Consider the following 16,345-nt stretch of genomic DNA (forward strand, 5'->3'; position numbering starts at 1 on the left):
ACTCGTCCGCTGGCAATCTTCCGCTAGAATGGAAGCGCCACCGATTCGCCAATCCGCTTACTACCGCCCAGCCAGGATGTTTTTCAGTTGCCCCGATCCACGATTCGTAAGCTGAACCGACTCTTCGAGCCGATCTGTGCTGCAGGCGTTATCACGCTACTGGTCATCAGCGGCTTTGTCACGCTGCACAGCCTCACAAGGATGTGGCAGGACGTGGACAAAGTGGGTGGCTCGTATGCTGTTCTGGAGACGCTCGATTCGCTGTCGATTGCCCTTCGTGAAGCAGAAGGTTATCAGCGTGGGTTCCTCGTCACTGGGGATGACAGTTATCTCGATCGGTACATGGCGGCCGAGGCAAGTTTGGATGACTTGCTCTCTGAACTCACCCAGCGAACGGCGAACAATCCGTCCCAGGATGAAGTTCTGGATTCTCTCAAACAGTCCATTCGCATCAAACGTGAAGAGCTCAGCTTCACGATCAAGCTGCGACAAGAGGGCAGTCAAGCAGACGCGGACGTGGTTGCCCGAACGAATTTCGGCAAAGACCTGATGGCACAGATTCGTGATGAGGCGGAGTTGATGCGGGGCAACGCGCGAGTGCGATATGCCATGCAATTGGCCGAAACGAAACACACCTACCAAACCGCGTGGCTGACTGGTCTCCTACTCACCCTGTCTGCGCTAGCACTGGTGGGTGGCGTTTTATGGGCGGTTTACCGACAGCGAAGGCTGAAGGAAAAGAACCGTAAACTCGATGAACAGATCCGCTTGTTCCTCGAACAAATCTCCGACTACGCCATCTTCATGATGGACACCGAGTGCCGCGCTACGACCTGGAACGATGGCGTCAAGCAAGTTCTCGGCTTCGATGAGCTTGAGTTCTTAGACCGCGACGTCCGCCCACTCATATTCACGCCGGAGGCCCACGCTTCTGGCGTTGTCGACGCCGAATTTGAAAGGGCTACTAAGAATGGTGCCGCGAGTGACGATCGCTGGATGAAACGCAAGGATGATACTCAGTTTTGGGCATCCGGAATTACCAGCTCCATTCGCAACGCCTCCGGTAAAGTTGTCGGATTTAGCAAGGTCATGCGAGACATGACCGAACAGAAACAGAACAGCGATGAGCTGAGTCGTTTGGCCGCAGAACTCTCCGAAGAATCGCGTCGCAAGAATGAATTCCTCGCCACGCTAGCGCACGAACTCCGTAATCCGCTTTCGCCGATCAAGAGTGCCGTCCAGTTGATGTCGCTAATGGACGTCAGCCCTGAAATTCACGATTTACGCGCGACCATGGAGGTTCAGGTCGAGCAAATCGTTCGTTTGCTCGACGATTTGATGGACGTGTCACGCATTGGACGCGGAAAGATCGATCTTAAGAAACAAGTTGTCGAGATCAGTACGGTCATTGACGCCGCGGTCGACAACGCCCAGTCGCATGTTGAAGCGAATAGCCAGCAGCTCTCCGTGCGAGTTGCTCCAAGTGGATTGTGCGTTGATGTCGATCCCGCCCGCATCACACAGGTGATCTGTAATCTCATCAATAACGCATCGAAGTATAGTGATGTCGACTGTAAGATTGACGTTTCCGCTGAGCGTGTCGACGAGTTTGTCGTCATCACCGTCACTGACAATGGCAGCGGGATTTCACCTGAACGGATTGACGATATCTTCGAGATGTTCGCGCAGATCGAAGATTCTGTTGAACGTGGCGTTGCCGGATTGGGGATCGGGTTGACCCTTGTTCGCACGCTCGTCGAGTTGCATGGAGGAACCGTCGCAGCCGCCAGTGACGGAATCGGCAAAGGTAGCGAATTCACGATTCGCCTACCCGCAGCGATCGCTCCCGAAGTGCAGGAAGCTGTGCCTGCGAAGGCGCCTCATAACGTCCGCCCCATGAAGGTTCTCGTTGTAGACGACATGCGAGCTCTGTCGGTCATTCTCTCGCGACTGCTCACCAAATTGGGGCACGACGTCCGCATTGTTGACAGCGGAACTGCCGCTCTCGAAGTGCTCCAAACCTTTCCAGCGGACGTGGTTTTCTCAGATATATCGATGCCAGGCATGACTGGATATGAACTCGCCAAGCAGCTGCGCAAAGACCATCGCCATCGCGATATGAAATTGGTTGCGATGACTGGCTACGGCCAAGCCAGTGATCGGCAGAAGGCACTCTCAGCAGGATTTGATGAGCACATGGTCAAACCCGTCGACTTCAAAGTCCTGCAAGCCTTCTTTCAGGGCGACGATTGATTCCACGCCTTGGCGACACTGACAACGTCCGCACAACACCCTCGGTCGGCCGTGTGTCCCCCAACGCCGTGGCACCACAGAGGACGCAAGCAATGTCCAAGATAAAATAGAAAGTAGGGCTGGCAGGACTTGAACCCGCGACCTAGGAATTATGAGTTCCCAGCTCTAACCAACTGAGCTACAGCCCCTGGCAAAATGCTGCTCGATTAAAGCTGCATTTCGAGAATAGTTTAGCAGGCCTGTCGACTTTGTTGCAGTGGGGACCAGGCCTGCCAACGGACAGGTTGATGGTGCGGATCGTATTGACCCATGGAGTTTCCGGATCATCGACCCTCGCGAGAATCGAAATCGCTGGAATCGGTGTGTTGGGGTAGTCGCAGGCTGAAACGGCTTCCCTGCCCCGGCGTGCTCTCACACGATAGTTCGCCACCGAGTGTTCGTGCGATCCGATGGGCGATCGCCAGCCCGAGCCCGTTGCCCGCAATCCCCAGGTTCCTCGCCTCACGCGATCGAAAAAATGGGTTGAATATGTGCGGACGATCGTCTGCTTCGATGCCGCAACCACGATCAATGACATGAATGAACACGCCGCCACCGTGAGTTTCCGACGAGATGGTGACGGGGGTGCCCGGCTCACTGTACTTCAGCGCATTGGCAACGAGATTGCTGATAATCTGGGTGAGTAATGACGGTGTGGCTAACGCCTCCGTTCCCGCTGCGACATGGTTTTCAAGGTTGAGATCGTTTACTCGGGGGAAATGTTTCCACGAGTGCTGCTGCTCGTCCAACCACGTGTGAATGTCGATTGGTTGCAATTGGGGAAGAGTCGCGTCTGCTTCATTGCGGGCAAGGAACAACAGCGACTCGACGATTTCCTGGAGGCTCCGGCAGTGCGTGCGAAGCACGCTCAACGTCTGTTGGTACTCAGCCTGAGTACGCGGTTTTCTCAGCGTCACGTCGATTTCACCCATCAGTACCGTCAGCGGCGAGCGTAGTTCATGGGCGGCATCACCTGCGAAACGACGTTGTTGATCGAACGCAGCCTGCTGCCGATCGAGTAACCGATTGAATGTCGAGCTGAGTTCGGCGAGCTCATCCCCTGAGTCATCTATTTTGAGTCTAGCCTGAAAGTCCGATCCGGCGATCGATCGAGCCTGATGTGACATGGCAGACACTGGCCGCAGAGCTTGGCGTACAAGCCATCGGCCCAGCAGTGCTGCGATCAACCACGCCGCCAGCGGCAATAGAATCACGAGCAACGTTAACCGTCCCAGCATCGCATCTCGCTTCACGGTCGCACGACCAACGACGACCAAGACTTCGTCAAACTCATCGAGTTCTCTGTTAAGGGAAGCGGGTCGCGGGGCACGCAGTCGTTGGTACATCAGCATGGTGGGCTCCGACGCCAGGACGCTATTGCGAATCGTTCCACTGGAAACCGTCAGTGCAGCAAGTTCCATAGCACGGGATCGAAATGTGGGAGTGGCGGTCGGCGATGCCTCGACGACCAGCTGTTGGTCGCCAACGACAATCCACTGCGCCTCCCCAAACTCGTCCAAAGAGCCGAACGCAATCGAGTGCTCCAGCGGTTGCCACTTGACCTCCGTTTCTTCGACCTCCGCCGCCGCGACGAGAGAGTGGAGTGCCCCACTCAGCTCGCGGTCAAACTGAAAATGGATCTGCCGACTGGTGACCGAATAGAACACCAGTGAATAAATGATCAAAGCTCCGGCGAGGGCGGCGAGAAAGAATGCGGAAACGCGCGTCGTAAGCGTCATGAGTCGGTCACGTGGGCAGCGTCCAAAATGTAGCCCTGGCCTCGCCGGGTCAGGATCACTCGCGGACCAAACTGTTCGAGCTTGCGCCGCAGGTCTTTGATATGCACTTCGAGTGTGTTCGAGAGGCCGTCAAAGTTTTCGTCCCACACGGTCTCATAAATTCGTGTGCGCGACAGCACTCGCTGTGGATTGCGCATGAACATGGCCAACAGTGAGAACTCCTTGGCGGTTAGATCTAACATTTCACCTCCGCGAGTCGCACGCTGTTGAGCCAAGTCGATGCGAATGTCGCGGTAGTCGAGATAGATCGAGTCCGTTTGGCTCGGCCGCCGGAGCAATACCCGGATACGAGCCAATAGTTCCTCAAATGCGAAGGGCTTGGTCAGATAGTCGTCAGCGCCCGCATCCAACCCTTGAACGCGTTCGGTGACGCCGTCACGAGCAGTCAAGAAAAGCACCGGCGTGCTGCGATTCTTCTGTCGAAACCGCTGTAACAATTGAATGCCGTCTTCTCCCGGAAGCCACCAGTCCAAGATCACAAGGTCCCAGACTTCAGACTGCAACCGCAACCAGGCTTGGCGTCCATCAGCGGCGTGCTCAACGACATACCCCTCCTCCGTCAATCCGCGCACGAGAAAATTGGCGATGCCAGGATCATCTTCCACCGCGAGGATGCGCACGCTCATTCACCGATACCTCGGAACATAAAGTAAACTTTAAACTGCTTTCACGGTGGGTTTCGGGTGGATGGCAAGAATGGAGGCATGGTCGAAACAAGCTCCTCTTGTCGGCAACCTGCTCCATTTCCACCAGTCGGAAGAACCATACCATGTCCATGCAAACCATCGCTGCGATTCATTCAACTTTTCCACGCGAACTCGCACCAACGTTAGCGAATAGCTTTTCCATGATGGGAGCACCGCGGCAGGATGAGGTCAAGTCACCCACGATTTCAGTGACGACCTTCCATTCGATGGAGAACCTGTGTGACATTGTCAAAACCCTCGACGGGCGATTCGGTCGACGCCTGGGGGTCGCGATTGAACTGCCTGATCACGGTGCACCGGAGTGGCATCGTCTTGCTCGGACCGTTGGCGACGGAGGACGACTGGCGATCGTCGTCCCTCCCCAATCCAGAACCACGCTGCCCTTACTCAGTGCGAGCAGCGAGGGGCCGAGCCGCAAGGGGACGAGCAGCAAGGGGGCATCCATTGCGGGGTGGGATCAGACGCAGCACTATGTCTCGGTGGATCAAGCTGTTGAAAGTCTGTTGTCGGATCGCATGAAGTTCGATCGGTGCTTCATCCTACGCCCGGAATGGCATGACGCGGGTAGCGTCTTCGCTGCGATCGGTCGCAGCATCGTCGCCTGCGGATAGTTCCGCGGGGTGCACAGCAGGGGGCCTAGTTGCACAGGCCCCCATGCAACCCTAGTCTATAGACATGTTGCCCGAGCTGCTCGCTCATTTCTACGGGCGAGTGAGTGCGTGATTGCGGGACGTCGCCCGCCCTTGAATACGGTTACTGCTAACAATTGATTACTGCCAACAGTTATTCGTCAGGATACACAGTCCATTGAGAAAGCAAGACAAGCGAGTTCCCTTCCTAGCCGCCTGCGCATTTTTGGTCGCGCTCGTTTCGCGGTCGCCAGTCGCCGATGCACAAACGCAGCCCTGGGCGGCGGGCGAAAAATTGCGTCTGGCCGTCGACGTGGGGCCGCTGGGCGTGACACGTCACTCCCAGGTTCCGTTGCTCGGCACCGCCGACATCCTCGGCAATGGCCCGTATGATCTCCTGGTTAGCAATCGCACGTTCTTGCCTTTCGAGCACTTTACCGCCGGCGGTGTGCCGGTCTACGGCCAACCTCGCGAGTTTCAAGCTCCCCCAGGATCGCTGGCTCTCATTACTGGGGATGAAAAACTCTCAGCAGTGGTGTACCGCGATAACAAAGTTCGGATGGCTCAGTTCGATCGGTCCAACCTCCGGTTCGAATTCTCCGACCCACGTTCGGTCGAGGTACCCGGCGGGCTAAAGACTCTCACTGCGACGTCACTCACGAATAATCGCATCGCGGTGCTGTTTACGAAAGGGGATGGTAAAGCCCATGGAGTGCCTGGTGCCCATTCTCATTCGGCAGAATATCGGCCATTTAACGGATCGGGAATTTGGCGTGGCAAGCTATCGTACGCGGTGCTAGGAGCATTGAAACTGGGGATGGACACGCCCGCTGCGGAGGTAAGTTTCCCGATCTTCCCTTCTCAGCGAGACTTTCTGATTCGCTGCACGGGTCTATCTCAGGTGGAGTTTCCTGCGCATGAACAGCGGGGCGTGATGGGAGCGGCTTCGCAAGGAATGTTCTACTACTTTCGTAACTCAACTCAGAACGGATTGGAGTTGGAACCAGCGGTGTTGATGTGTGGTGCTGATAGCAACGGCATGCGGCATCCCGGCATCTACCCGAGTCCGGCAGCGATTCCCGATCCGACCACCGGGGACTCGGATCTCCTGGTGGCGGACACCAGCGCGGTTTGGTTCTATAACTTTTCAGGTCGGTTTAGCTCGCGCGGCGGACCGATTTATGATCCACCGGTGCCGGTGCTGATCAAGGACCCAGCCCTGATGATCGGAGCGCTGCCCGTCCTGACCTCGGGCGACTTGGACGGTGACAGGCTGACGGATCTGCTGAGTGGAAACGACGCCGGACACTTCTTTTTCATTCGCAACATTGGAACGGCAGAGCAAGCTGAGTTTGCTGCACCGCAGCGAATCAATGCAGGCGGGAAAGTGGTTAAAGTCGATGCTGGTTACACCGGAATCCAAGGCCCTTCGGAGTCACGCTGGGGGTACACCTGCCCGACACTGGTCGATTGGAATCACGACGGATTACTGGATATTGTCTACAACAGTATCCAAGCGGATATTTCTGTAATGCTTCATGAGCCGGGTTCCAATCCTCCCGCATTTGCGCCGCCGGTGGTTTTAAAGAGTGATACGATGGAACTGCATTTGGTTTGGCGTACTCAACCTGCCATCACCAATTGGGGTGTTGCTGACGGTCCTCAATGCATCATCGTCAATGACGAACAGAATCAGTTGCGTCGGTACTGGCAGGTAGATGATTACAACGTCACTCCGGGCGAGGTCCTTCGGTTGACGACGGGCGAACCTATTCAAGCACATGGAAAACGATTCGCTGGGCAGTTTGGTCGAACCAAGTTGCAAGCAGTCGACTGGGACGGTGATAGCGTTATCGACCTGCTCGCTGGCACGGGCCGGGCAGCTTCACTGCCTGGCCCCGGCGGAATCCCCGACGACACCTTTGAGGGAGAGCGGCGACAGGCAAGCGTCTTGTTTCTTCGCAATGCAGGCACCAATAGTGAACCGGTTTTCGAATACCCGCGCGTCATGACCTTCAACGGCGACAAGCTCGAGATGGGGACGCACAGCTGCTCGCCTTTAGCGGTGGATCTGGGACGTGGTCAACTGGATTTGTTGGTGGGTGAGGAACACGGCAGCGTGATCTACTATCCACGAGAGAAGCTGGCGACAGTTTCCGTAGGTTCGGCTGACGCATCGCCCGCTGTGGAATCCATTCCAAACGATTAGCGGTTTCACCACTAATGCACGAAAATGCAAGCCGGTCGATCGCCCCGGTGGATTTCCATGCAGTTTTCCCGCGTCGTGGTCACACAATTGCTGCCGTGGCAGCCTTGCAGACCAGCTGCGATGGGCTTGGCACACCAGTTGCTCTACCTCTTGTAGACAAGTTCAGTGGCGGTCCCAGCACGATTACCTGCCAGAGCCGATTTCCGCCACGCTCTGGCCCATTGGAGAAGATACCATGAGAAAGTCGTTTCTTTTTAGCTCGCTCGCCGCCATGTTGACCTTCGCCTTGGTCGGCTGTGATGTCGAGCAGACGCGCGAAGGTGAACTGCCAACCGTTGATGTCGACCCTGGGCAAGTCCCGGCCTATGACGTCGATGCACCCGATGTCGATGTGTCGATGGAGGAATCGACGGTCGAGGTTCCCGATGTCGACGTGGAGATGAAGGAAAAAGAAGTCGAGATGCCCAGTATCGACATCGACTTGCCAAAAGACGAGTAGTCAAGCTGGGCACTCGGAACTGACCGGGTTCCCGCTATGGTAAACATAGGGCGAGCAAGACCTGCTCGCTGCCACGTTGAGTGGGCATCTTTCACCCCAATCGATTAAGCGTTTCTCAGCAATATGAACACCAGCGGAGACGACAAGACTGCGGCCTCCAACTGGCTGGTTCACCAATGGATCGTCGCTGGCATTGTTTCCGCGTCGGCGCGATTCATTCCGATACCGTTTGTTGATGACGCTGTCCGCAGCCAGTGTCGCCGTTTTGTGGTGTCACGAACGCTTTCGTCCCATCAGCCAGCAATTCCGATTGATCGACTCAAGCCGTACTATTCCGACGGCGAAGGGTGTCTCCAAGGTTGCCTCGGTATGGCCCTGAAAGCTCCTATCAAGCTGCTGTTGTTTCCCATTCGGAAAATTGCCAGCGTGTTGACGTCCATCCACAGCGTGCCAATTGAAGTGCTACGGCTTGTGTTGCTGGGGCGGACGCTCGATCGCTACCTCAGCGCGGGAAGACTCAGTGGCGACCCGCTTCAATCCGCTCAGATGCGGCGCGCCTTCGAGGGTGCATTCGCGCGAATGGATTTCCGCGTTGTCCGCGCTGGCATGGCTGACGCACTCTCAAGTGTTCGAGGCTGGAAGACGGCAGCAACCGGGCTCGCGAAGAAGCTCGCCGGACGTCGAAGTGTCGAAAGCGAGGAGCTCGAATCGCCACCGGAAGTGGAGCAGGGGGCTCAGGAGATTCAGGTGTTTCTCGATCGGCCTGACACCTTGGCACTCTTTGCGGAGTTTGACCGTCGTTTCGACGAACTCATGTCCGCTGAGTCTCGCTAACTTCACACGTCGTGGTTCCGCCCCAGGCGAAGGTCACTTTGCCAATAGGTGAAAATAGGCGCGGGCTGCGCGGTGAAAGGCGAGTCCCTGCCATTCAGCGGCGTGATCTGCGGGGATGAGGCCAACGAGGGTGGGTGAACGGTAGAGCGCCTCGAGAGCAGCCTGCACGAGCGCGTCAGAGGCGTCTTGGCGACACACAAGAAAGGCGGTGGTACCTAGCGTTTCGATGGTCGCGTCTTCATCTCCTGTCGTTGGACTGTCGATGTCGGCCTCGCGCAGTGATGCCTTGGCGGTGTAGGTGTTGCGATACGTCGAACGCTGCAGGATCATTGGCAGGAGCGTGGGATGTTGTAGCGAAATCGCCACACTACCGGTCAGTGATATCAGCTCCCAACTCCCGTCTGCCAAAATCCCACGGACCAGTTCACTGCCGGGACCAATGCAGATGATCGCGACGGACACCCGGTCTTCACCGGGCGAAGTCGGGACCAGCATGCTTTTCAGTTGAGGCCACTCCACGTCAATCCGCGGGCAGGTATCCGCATCTAGATCCAGTGAGTCCAGCACCAGATCGGCAGCGCGTCGCGATCCGCTGCCGGCAGGACCGACGGCAATTGCGTGTCCCGGCAGGTCGGCAATGGAGCGAACCGGACCATCGCGGCGGACCAGAACATGGACGGCCTCATAAAACAGCGGTGCCACCACCGCGAGTTCGTCTCCACCGACCGCCGAAGCCTGCATCGGTGCAAGATGCACCTGCCCGGTCACGAGTTGCTCACGATTGTCCCAGGTGCCGTTCGTCGGAACGACCCGGCATGGAATGCCGGTCTCCTGTTGCATCATCTCGGCAAGGTGGGCGGCGGTGTCGGTGTACAACCCACCGACCAACCCACCAGCCAATTTGACTTCGCTCGGCATCGCCGCGATGCGGTGATGATGCCACCAGGACCATGACAGGATCACCAGTGGTATCAGGGCGGCGAGGATGACCATCATGGTCTGAAACCGCCGCTGGCCGATGGGGGCATCCGTCGAGGGCTGGCCCATCAAGGCTGCGACGACGGGGACCTGCCGAGTCCACTCGATGGTCTTGCCTAACCTGCCTTTGGAGCGGGCTGAAATGGATCTGCCCGCGAGGTAGCAATCAAGATCATCGGCGAGCTGACCGGCGGTCGCGTAGCGAAGGTGGGGTTGCTTTTCTAAACATTTGCCCACGATCGCTTCAATCTCGAGATCGGCATGGGCGCACACACTGCGCAGGGCAGGGGCCGGGTGATGGGCCACTCGCATCAACGTTTGCATTACGGTATCGCCGACGAGCGGCGGATGTCCCGCGATAGCTGCGAACAGGATGCCGCCGAGTGAATAGATGTCACTCTGCGAGGTCGCTTCGTCACTGTTTCCGACCGCCTGCTCAGGAGCCATGTAGTGGGGAGTGCCGATGGCGGTGCCCTGGCCAGTCAAACTGCTGTCGGCGTCAATATGTTTTGCCAAACCAAAATCGGTCACATGAATCTGATCGTGCTCGTCGATCATCACGTTGCCAGGCTTGAGATCGCGATGCAAGACGCCGCGACTGTGGGCATGCTGGATAGCTCTAGCAACATCGCGAACGATCGCGGCCGCCCGACGTGGCGGCAGGGGGCCGTTGGACAGCACGCGTTGCAAATCCGTGCCGGGGATGTACTGCATTGAAAAGAAGTGGTGCCCCGCCAGTCGACCGAATTGATGGACGGCGACGATATTTGGGTGCCGCAATCGCGCGGCGGCTTTCGCCTCTGTATAAAAACGCTTGACCTCGTCCGAACCCGCCAGAATCCCGCTGCGAATCATTTTCACAGCAACGAGGCGATCAAGATCACGCTGTTTGGCCAGATAGACGACACCCATTCCTCCCATCCCCAGGACTTTGAGGAGCGTGTAGTCTTCCATCTCAAATGGCAACGAAGGTCCGGAGTCACCTCGTGGACGATTGGCCACGGGCAGCGTCGCGTGGGGATCGAGCCCCGAGAGATCGCCGTCGGTTTCATGAGGTCCGAGCGCAGCGATACCGATGGTCTCAGCGTCATCGTTGCCGGGAAACGAATCGCCATGCAAAAATTGATCGGCGACGGACTCCGTCGGCAATTTCTGTGGTGGACCGCTGGTGTGGGTGAAGCTGCCGATCAGATCGGCGGCATCCATCAGTTCCCGCAGCTGTCCCGATAGGCTGGGGAACTGTTTCAGGAAATCTTCGCGGGATTCCACTTCGCCCCGGTCACAGGCTTGCAGGTATGCCGCAAAGGCTTGATCGATCTGCGTCTCGATATCGGTTGTGAAACGAGGTTCCTCGTTGGGATCCAACTCGCTCATGCTGACCACCAGGGGCTGCTATCGGTATTGAGCAGGGTCCGCAGCTTTTGCAGTCCACGTTTGAGTAGTCCTGCCACCGCGGTATCGCTTTTGCCCATCCGCTCGACAATTTCCTTCAGCGGCAGGCCTTCCATGTATCGCAACCGAATTGCTTCGGCCTGGGTCTCTGGGAGTTGATGAAGAGCCTCCATCATCGCGAGCACTGCTTCCTCGCGGACGGCGACCCCGCTGGGGCTCGTCTTGCCGCCGGGCAACTGGGCAATCCAGTTTTCCCGCGACCCGGTGCCGGCGTTGTCGGCCTGCGCGTGGACCTCCTTTTTCGTGCTCCGCTTCTGAGTCATCACATGATGCGACAGTGCCGAAGCGACATTGTTCTTGAGCATGCCACGCAACCAGCCGGCGAATTCTGCCGGCGACTCGCCTCGAAACGAACTGAGATCACGCTTGGCTTCCAGAAACGTCACCTGAACAACATCGGCAGGATCGATCCGGCGGCGCAGCTGGTCGGACAGATAGCGATGCGCCAACATCAGCAAAAAACCACGATAACGCAGCAGGAGGGAGCCCAGGGCTTCATTGCTGCCTTGCTTCGATGCGATCACCAGTGCTGTGGTCGACGACAGATCGCCCCGAACAGCTGGATTGTCGGAGTCGCGTGTATCAGAATTCACGGAATAAGCGGGCCTTCTCAGAGTCAACAGAAACAGCGTCCATGTTACCATACCGCATGGATAGGCGTTTTGCTGGAAATGAAATTCGAGAACGCCTGCGTCGACCTCGATTGTAAGAGAGAGTGAAGGTGATGGTGCGACTAATCGCTACTGCGGGGCCCGCTTGGGCTAGCAAATCGGCTGCTCGTCTCGCTCGGATTGGTACGGGGTGCGTGCTTGTGGCGGTTCTGTTTGCCGCCCCGCGAGGACATGCTGCAAGTCCTGGTCAGCCCGTTGTTGCGAAAGTGGAAATGAAGCTTCAGGGAGAAGCGAAAGCCGTCGAGTTGATCGCCAGAGGAGACCTGCTTACGGTGATCGAAGATCGGGGTGATGATTACGTGATCGTTACGCAACACGGCATCCGTGGCGCAGTCGGCAAAGCGAACGTCGCCGAGCTGGCAGACTCCACCGACATCTACACCGAGCTGATCGAGAAATTTCCGCAGCAGGGACGCTACGATACGCTTCGCGCTTCGGCCTGGTGGGCGAGGGGGGAACATGACCGGGCGCTCGCGGATTTCAACAGCGCCATCGACAAGGGATTCCAGGCTGCACAAGCCTACAGCAGTCGCGGGCTTTTTCTCGCCGCCCAAGGCGACCACCAGGGTGCACTCGCTGACTACGACCGCGCCTTGGCTATCGACCCGGCCGACGTGACACCGTTAGTCAACCGCGCCGAAATCAACATGCAGCAGGGTGAGTTTGACAAAGCCATCGCAGACTACACCGCAGCTCTGAAGACCCGTCCAGACAACGCAGCGCTGCTGCGACAACGGGCGATTGCCTCCAAAGCCGCTGGGAAACTCGAGCAAGCTATCTCAGACCTGGATGCCATCATTGCTGCAAACGCGGAGGACGCCCAAGCGGTGATGGACCGTGGATACATTCGTTTTCAACAAGGCCAATACGCCGCTGCGGCCGCCGACTTCTCAATCGCCATCAAACTGAACGATCAAGACTCTGTCGCGTGGAACAACCGCGGCTACAACCTTTATCAACTGGGCAAGGGTGCGGAGGCACTGCACGATTTTGATCGCGCCATCGAATTGGCCCCCAACTACGCGCTAGCCCACCAGAACCGCGCGTGGCTGCTCTCAACGTCCGACGATCCGTCGCTGCGAGATCCCGAAGCAGCGGTCACGGCGGCCAAGCGGGCGTGTGACATCAATGCCTATAAAAATATCAGTGACCTGTCGGCACTCGCGGCGGCCTACGCCGCAGCAGGGCGATTTCAAGAGGCTATTCAATGGCAAGAGAAAGTGGTCGAGCTCGCTCCCGAGGACGTCAAGGCAGTGGCAAAGTCTCTATTGAGCCGATACCGCGATCAACAGCCGTTTATCAAACAGAATCCTGCGGATAAAAATGGCTCCGGCCAGCGCGAGGGAGGAGAGATTCAGCCTCGCTGATTTTGACGACTCGGCGTCAGATGAACGGCCACTTGGAAGCCTAGACGTCAGAATTCACGTGTCTGCGGTGAAGTGCCACATTGCTGTGAAAGGCCCCGACGTGGGACTAGGCCGGCTGGAAGTGCTCGAAGACCTCCACCATGCCCGCTTCGTAGCCGCTCGCATCGCCTTCGACCTGGCGCCAGACATCAACCTTCGCGGCTTCAAATTCAATTGCCATGGCGGGATTGCCACGAAGATGGTCGCGAAACTGGATGGCCCGCTGCAATAGCGGCGAACCTTGCGTGACAAAGTATACCCGATGAGTGGTTTCGCTGTAGCGAGGTTTGTTGAGCACGAGTTGTTGGCGACGGCCGTCCTCCGCCCACTCCGGGGGTGCCGCCGTGCGGTAATTGAGTCCTTCGGTGAGCAGCACGGCATCACGAAAATCGACCGGATCGGCGATCACCGCCACAGCATCAATGATCGGCTGGGCGATGACCCCACCAATAGCGGTCGAGCCAATGTGTTCGACCGCGACGACTCGGCCTTGGCAGCCCTGCAACAGGCCACTGCGAGTTTGTTCAAACTCTTGCCGCCACCGCGCGTCGTGGTGCATCAGCCGAACGCGGCCGGCATCGCTGTAGCTATTGTGCGAGAATGCATCACGATCGCTCAATCTCTCACCTTCGATAGTCGAGTAGGGTCCCCGAGTTGAATCAAGCCTGGAAATGCCAAGGGGGCGCGAGCGCTCCATCGAAGGCTTTCCGGCTCAATGCGGGGCGTGTTGAAGGTTTCCACCACGATGCCTGGGGGATGAGATGACGTTCGGACTGATTTCGAGAGTCGGCGATCTCGGCTATAACGGGCGCCGCTTCGTGTTTGCTCGCCAAGCTTACAATTTCCCCGCTCCTGGAGGCACCCCCACGTGAATTCGAAAGCTGATGATTCGCCCTCGAAGGAAAGTTCGGTTGACCCGTTGGTCGGCGTGATCATGGGCAGCCGCAACGACTGGGATACGATGTCGGCTGCTTGCGAGATGCTTTCGCAGTTCGGGATTCCATTTGAGAAGTCGGTCGTTTCGGCACATCGAACACCCAGTCGGATGTTCGAGTACGCGAAGACCGCTCGGCAGCGCGGGCTCCGGATCATCATTGCCGGCGCGGGAGGCGCTGCCCATTTACCGGGGATGGTCGCATCCGAAACGATCTTGCCCGTGATTGGGGTCCCGATCCAAAGTCGCGCCTTACAGGGACTTGATTCCTTGTTGTCAATTGTTCAAATGCCCGGTGGGATCCCAGTGGCGACCATGGCCATCGGAATCGCGGGTGCCAAGAATGCAGGGATTCTCGCCGCCCGAATGCTGGCGATGTCCGACTCCGCCCTGGCCGACCGCATTGCGGCGTTCGTGCAGCAACAACACGATGATGTGATCGCTGCTGCCGATCTCGATGACGTCTGAAGCGACTCTCCACGAGACTTGCTCCGGCCCCGCTGCGTCCGTCCACCTTTTGGACGAGAGTGGAGCGTTGACTAGCACGGAGCGATGACTAGCGTGGAGCAATGACTAGCGTGGAGCGATGCCCTCGCCTCATGCAGAACACATGTTGAGCACCCCCGCTCAATGCTTTTCGATGAACCCCAAAACACCTCCATTTCTGAACCGTTCCCATGAACTCTACCTCTGGTCCGATCTTACCCGGCGCAACAATTGGGATGGTTGGCGGCGGCCAGCTTGGACGCATGTTTGCCATCGCCGCCGCCAAACTTGGTTACCGCGTCGGTGTATTTTGTGGCAGTAGTGACGAACCCGCGGCGGATGTGGCGTCATTTACGGTGTGTGGGCCACTGGAAGATCATTCGGCAATCGAAAATTTTGCCCGTCGTTGCGACGTGATCACACTCGAATTCGAAAACATTCCCGCCGAGACGATCGCGGTTTGCGGGCAACACGCGCCGACCTATCCGGACGCCTCGGTACTCGCCACTGCCCAGGACAGGCTGCTAGAAAAGACGACGCTTCGCGACGCCGGTCTCCCAGTGACGCCGTTTGCGCCGGTGCGTGATGCGCAGCAGACCTGCGCTGCCGCGGATTCATTGGGCTGGCCGTTAATCGTCAAAACACAGCGAAGTGGCTATGACGGCAAGGGGCAACATCGCTTAGCAGACGCCGCCGAAGCTGAACGGGTTGATTGGCAGGGCGGTGGCGACTGGGTTGCCGAAGCGATGATCGATTTGCAACGCGAGGTGTCCGTGATTGTCGCCCGTCGCGCCGACGGTGTGATGGATACCTTTCCCGTGTTCGAAAATACGCACCGCAACCATGTTCTGGACGTGACCACATTGCCGGCTGCAATCTCACCGGATATGCAACAGCAGGCCTGTGATCTGGCCATTGCCGCTGCAGAGTGTTTGGATGTCGTCGGCCTGCTATGCGTGGAGATGTTCATCGAAAATGCGGGGAACGGTGAGCCGCGAATACTCATTAACGAAGTCGCGCCACGACCTCACAACTCCGGACACGTCAGTATGGAGGCCTGTCGAACGAGTCAATTCGAACAACATGTGCGAGCCATTTGTGGTCTCCCGCTGGGCGATACAGCGCAGATCACACCGGCCGCCGCCATGGTGAACCTGCTCGGTGACTGGTGGGGGAGCCAAGGTGAACAGCCGAATTGGCCCGCCGCCTTGGACGTTCACGGCGTTTCGTTGCATCTCTACGGCAAACATGCTGCCCGGCCGGGACGTAAGATGGGACATCTCACTGCCGTCGGTGAGACACTCGACGAGGTGACCGCACGATTGGAACGCGCCCGCGATTCGCTGCGCAATCATCAGTCATAGGCGGCAAAGAGCGAGCCCTGCATCACACGGAGTTCCAGAGGTGATCACCGTGAGGGACCGTCGGACGCGCCAAGTCGGCGGATGA

The 16,345-nt window shown here is 57.7% G+C and carries 13 protein-coding genes and 1 tRNA gene; 8 read left to right on the forward strand and 6 right to left on the reverse strand.

Features of this window, described 5'->3' with window-relative positions:
* Nucleotides 1-87 precede the first annotated feature (87 nt).
* Complete coding sequence (locus Poly21_RS10245; protein ID WP_146406709.1) at nt 88-2,253, forward strand: hybrid sensor histidine kinase/response regulator; 2,166 nt, start codon at nt 88-90, stop codon at nt 2,251-2,253.
* A 114-nt stretch (nt 2,254-2,367) separates the two neighbouring features.
* On the opposite strand, the gene Poly21_RS10250 is transcribed toward Poly21_RS10245, so the two are convergent.
* The 3 genes from Poly21_RS10250 to Poly21_RS10260 form a co-directional block, all read right to left on the reverse strand.
* Nucleotides 2,368-2,441, reverse strand: a tRNA-Ile gene (locus Poly21_RS10250).
* A 135-nt stretch (nt 2,442-2,576) separates the two neighbouring features.
* A complete protein-coding gene (locus tag Poly21_RS10255; RefSeq protein WP_146406710.1) occupies nt 2,577-4,031 on the reverse strand; it encodes a sensor histidine kinase in 1,455 nt (484 codons plus the stop codon).
* A complete protein-coding gene (locus tag Poly21_RS10260; protein ID WP_146406711.1) occupies nt 4,028-4,717 on the reverse strand; it encodes a response regulator transcription factor in 690 nt (229 codons plus the stop codon). Before Poly21_RS10260 ends, Poly21_RS10255 begins: the two co-directional genes overlap by 4 nt.
* A gap of 143 nt (nt 4,718-4,860) precedes the next feature.
* On the opposite strand from Poly21_RS10260, the gene Poly21_RS10265 reads away from it, so the two are divergent.
* The 4 genes from Poly21_RS10265 (at nt 4,861) to Poly21_RS10280 (ending at nt 8,969) form a co-directional block, all read left to right on the forward strand.
* Nucleotides 4,861-5,409 carry a hypothetical protein gene (locus tag Poly21_RS10265; RefSeq protein WP_146406712.1) on the forward strand — a complete coding sequence of 183 codons (549 nt, stop codon included), beginning with the start codon at nt 4,861-4,863 and terminating at the stop codon, nt 5,407-5,409.
* 196 nt (nt 5,410-5,605) lie between these two features.
* Entirely contained in the window at nt 5,606-7,636 is a 2,031-nt protein-coding gene (locus Poly21_RS10270; RefSeq protein WP_146406713.1) for an FG-GAP repeat domain-containing protein, read from the forward strand.
* 235 nt (nt 7,637-7,871) lie between these two features.
* Entirely contained in the window at nt 7,872-8,135 is a 264-nt protein-coding gene (locus Poly21_RS10275; protein WP_146406714.1) for a hypothetical protein, read from the forward strand.
* Nucleotides 8,136-8,258: 123 nt separating this feature from the next.
* On the forward strand, nt 8,259-8,969 hold the full coding sequence (locus Poly21_RS10280; protein WP_146406715.1) for a hypothetical protein: 711 nt from the start codon (nt 8,259-8,261) through the stop codon (nt 8,967-8,969).
* A gap of 33 nt (nt 8,970-9,002) precedes the next feature.
* Here Poly21_RS10280 and Poly21_RS10285 read toward each other — a convergent pair whose 3' ends face one another.
* Together Poly21_RS10285 and Poly21_RS10290 are read right to left on the reverse strand one after the other, a co-directional pair.
* Nucleotides 9,003-11,321 (reverse strand): serine/threonine-protein kinase, encoded by a 2,319-nt coding sequence (locus Poly21_RS10285; protein ID WP_146406716.1) that lies wholly within the window; start codon nt 11,319-11,321, stop codon nt 9,003-9,005.
* A complete protein-coding gene (locus Poly21_RS10290; RefSeq protein ID WP_302118398.1) occupies nt 11,318-11,992 on the reverse strand; it encodes a sigma-70 family RNA polymerase sigma factor in 675 nt (224 codons plus the stop codon). The genes Poly21_RS10285 and Poly21_RS10290 overlap by 4 nt, the downstream gene beginning before the upstream one ends.
* A gap of 131 nt (nt 11,993-12,123) precedes the next feature.
* Here Poly21_RS10290 and Poly21_RS10295 point away from each other — a divergent pair, with 131 nt between their 5' ends.
* Nucleotides 12,124-13,437 (forward strand): tetratricopeptide repeat protein, encoded by a 1,314-nt coding sequence (locus Poly21_RS10295; protein WP_146407008.1) that lies wholly within the window; start codon nt 12,124-12,126, stop codon nt 13,435-13,437.
* Between the two features lie 106 nt (nt 13,438-13,543).
* On the opposite strand, the gene Poly21_RS10300 is transcribed toward Poly21_RS10295, so the two are convergent.
* On the reverse strand, nt 13,544-14,095 hold the full coding sequence (locus tag Poly21_RS10300; RefSeq protein ID WP_302118400.1) for a GrpB family protein: 552 nt from the start codon (nt 14,093-14,095) through the stop codon (nt 13,544-13,546).
* A gap of 315 nt (nt 14,096-14,410) precedes the next feature.
* On the opposite strand from Poly21_RS10300, the gene purE reads away from it, so the two are divergent.
* Nucleotides 14,411-14,878: a 5-(carboxyamino)imidazole ribonucleotide mutase gene (gene purE / locus Poly21_RS10305; protein WP_146407009.1), complete on the forward strand. Its 468-nt coding sequence runs from the start codon at nt 14,411-14,413 to the stop codon at nt 14,876-14,878.
* A gap of 209 nt (nt 14,879-15,087) precedes the next feature.
* Nucleotides 15,088-16,260, forward strand: a complete 1,173-nt coding sequence (locus Poly21_RS10310; protein ID WP_146406719.1) for a 5-(carboxyamino)imidazole ribonucleotide synthase — start codon at nt 15,088-15,090, stop codon at nt 16,258-16,260.
* Nucleotides 16,261-16,345 lie beyond the last annotated feature (85 nt).

The sequence above is a fragment of the Allorhodopirellula heiligendammensis genome, from assembly GCF_007860105.1.
In the GTDB taxonomy this organism is placed as follows: domain Bacteria; phylum Planctomycetota; class Planctomycetia; order Pirellulales; family Pirellulaceae; genus Rhodopirellula; species Rhodopirellula heiligendammensis.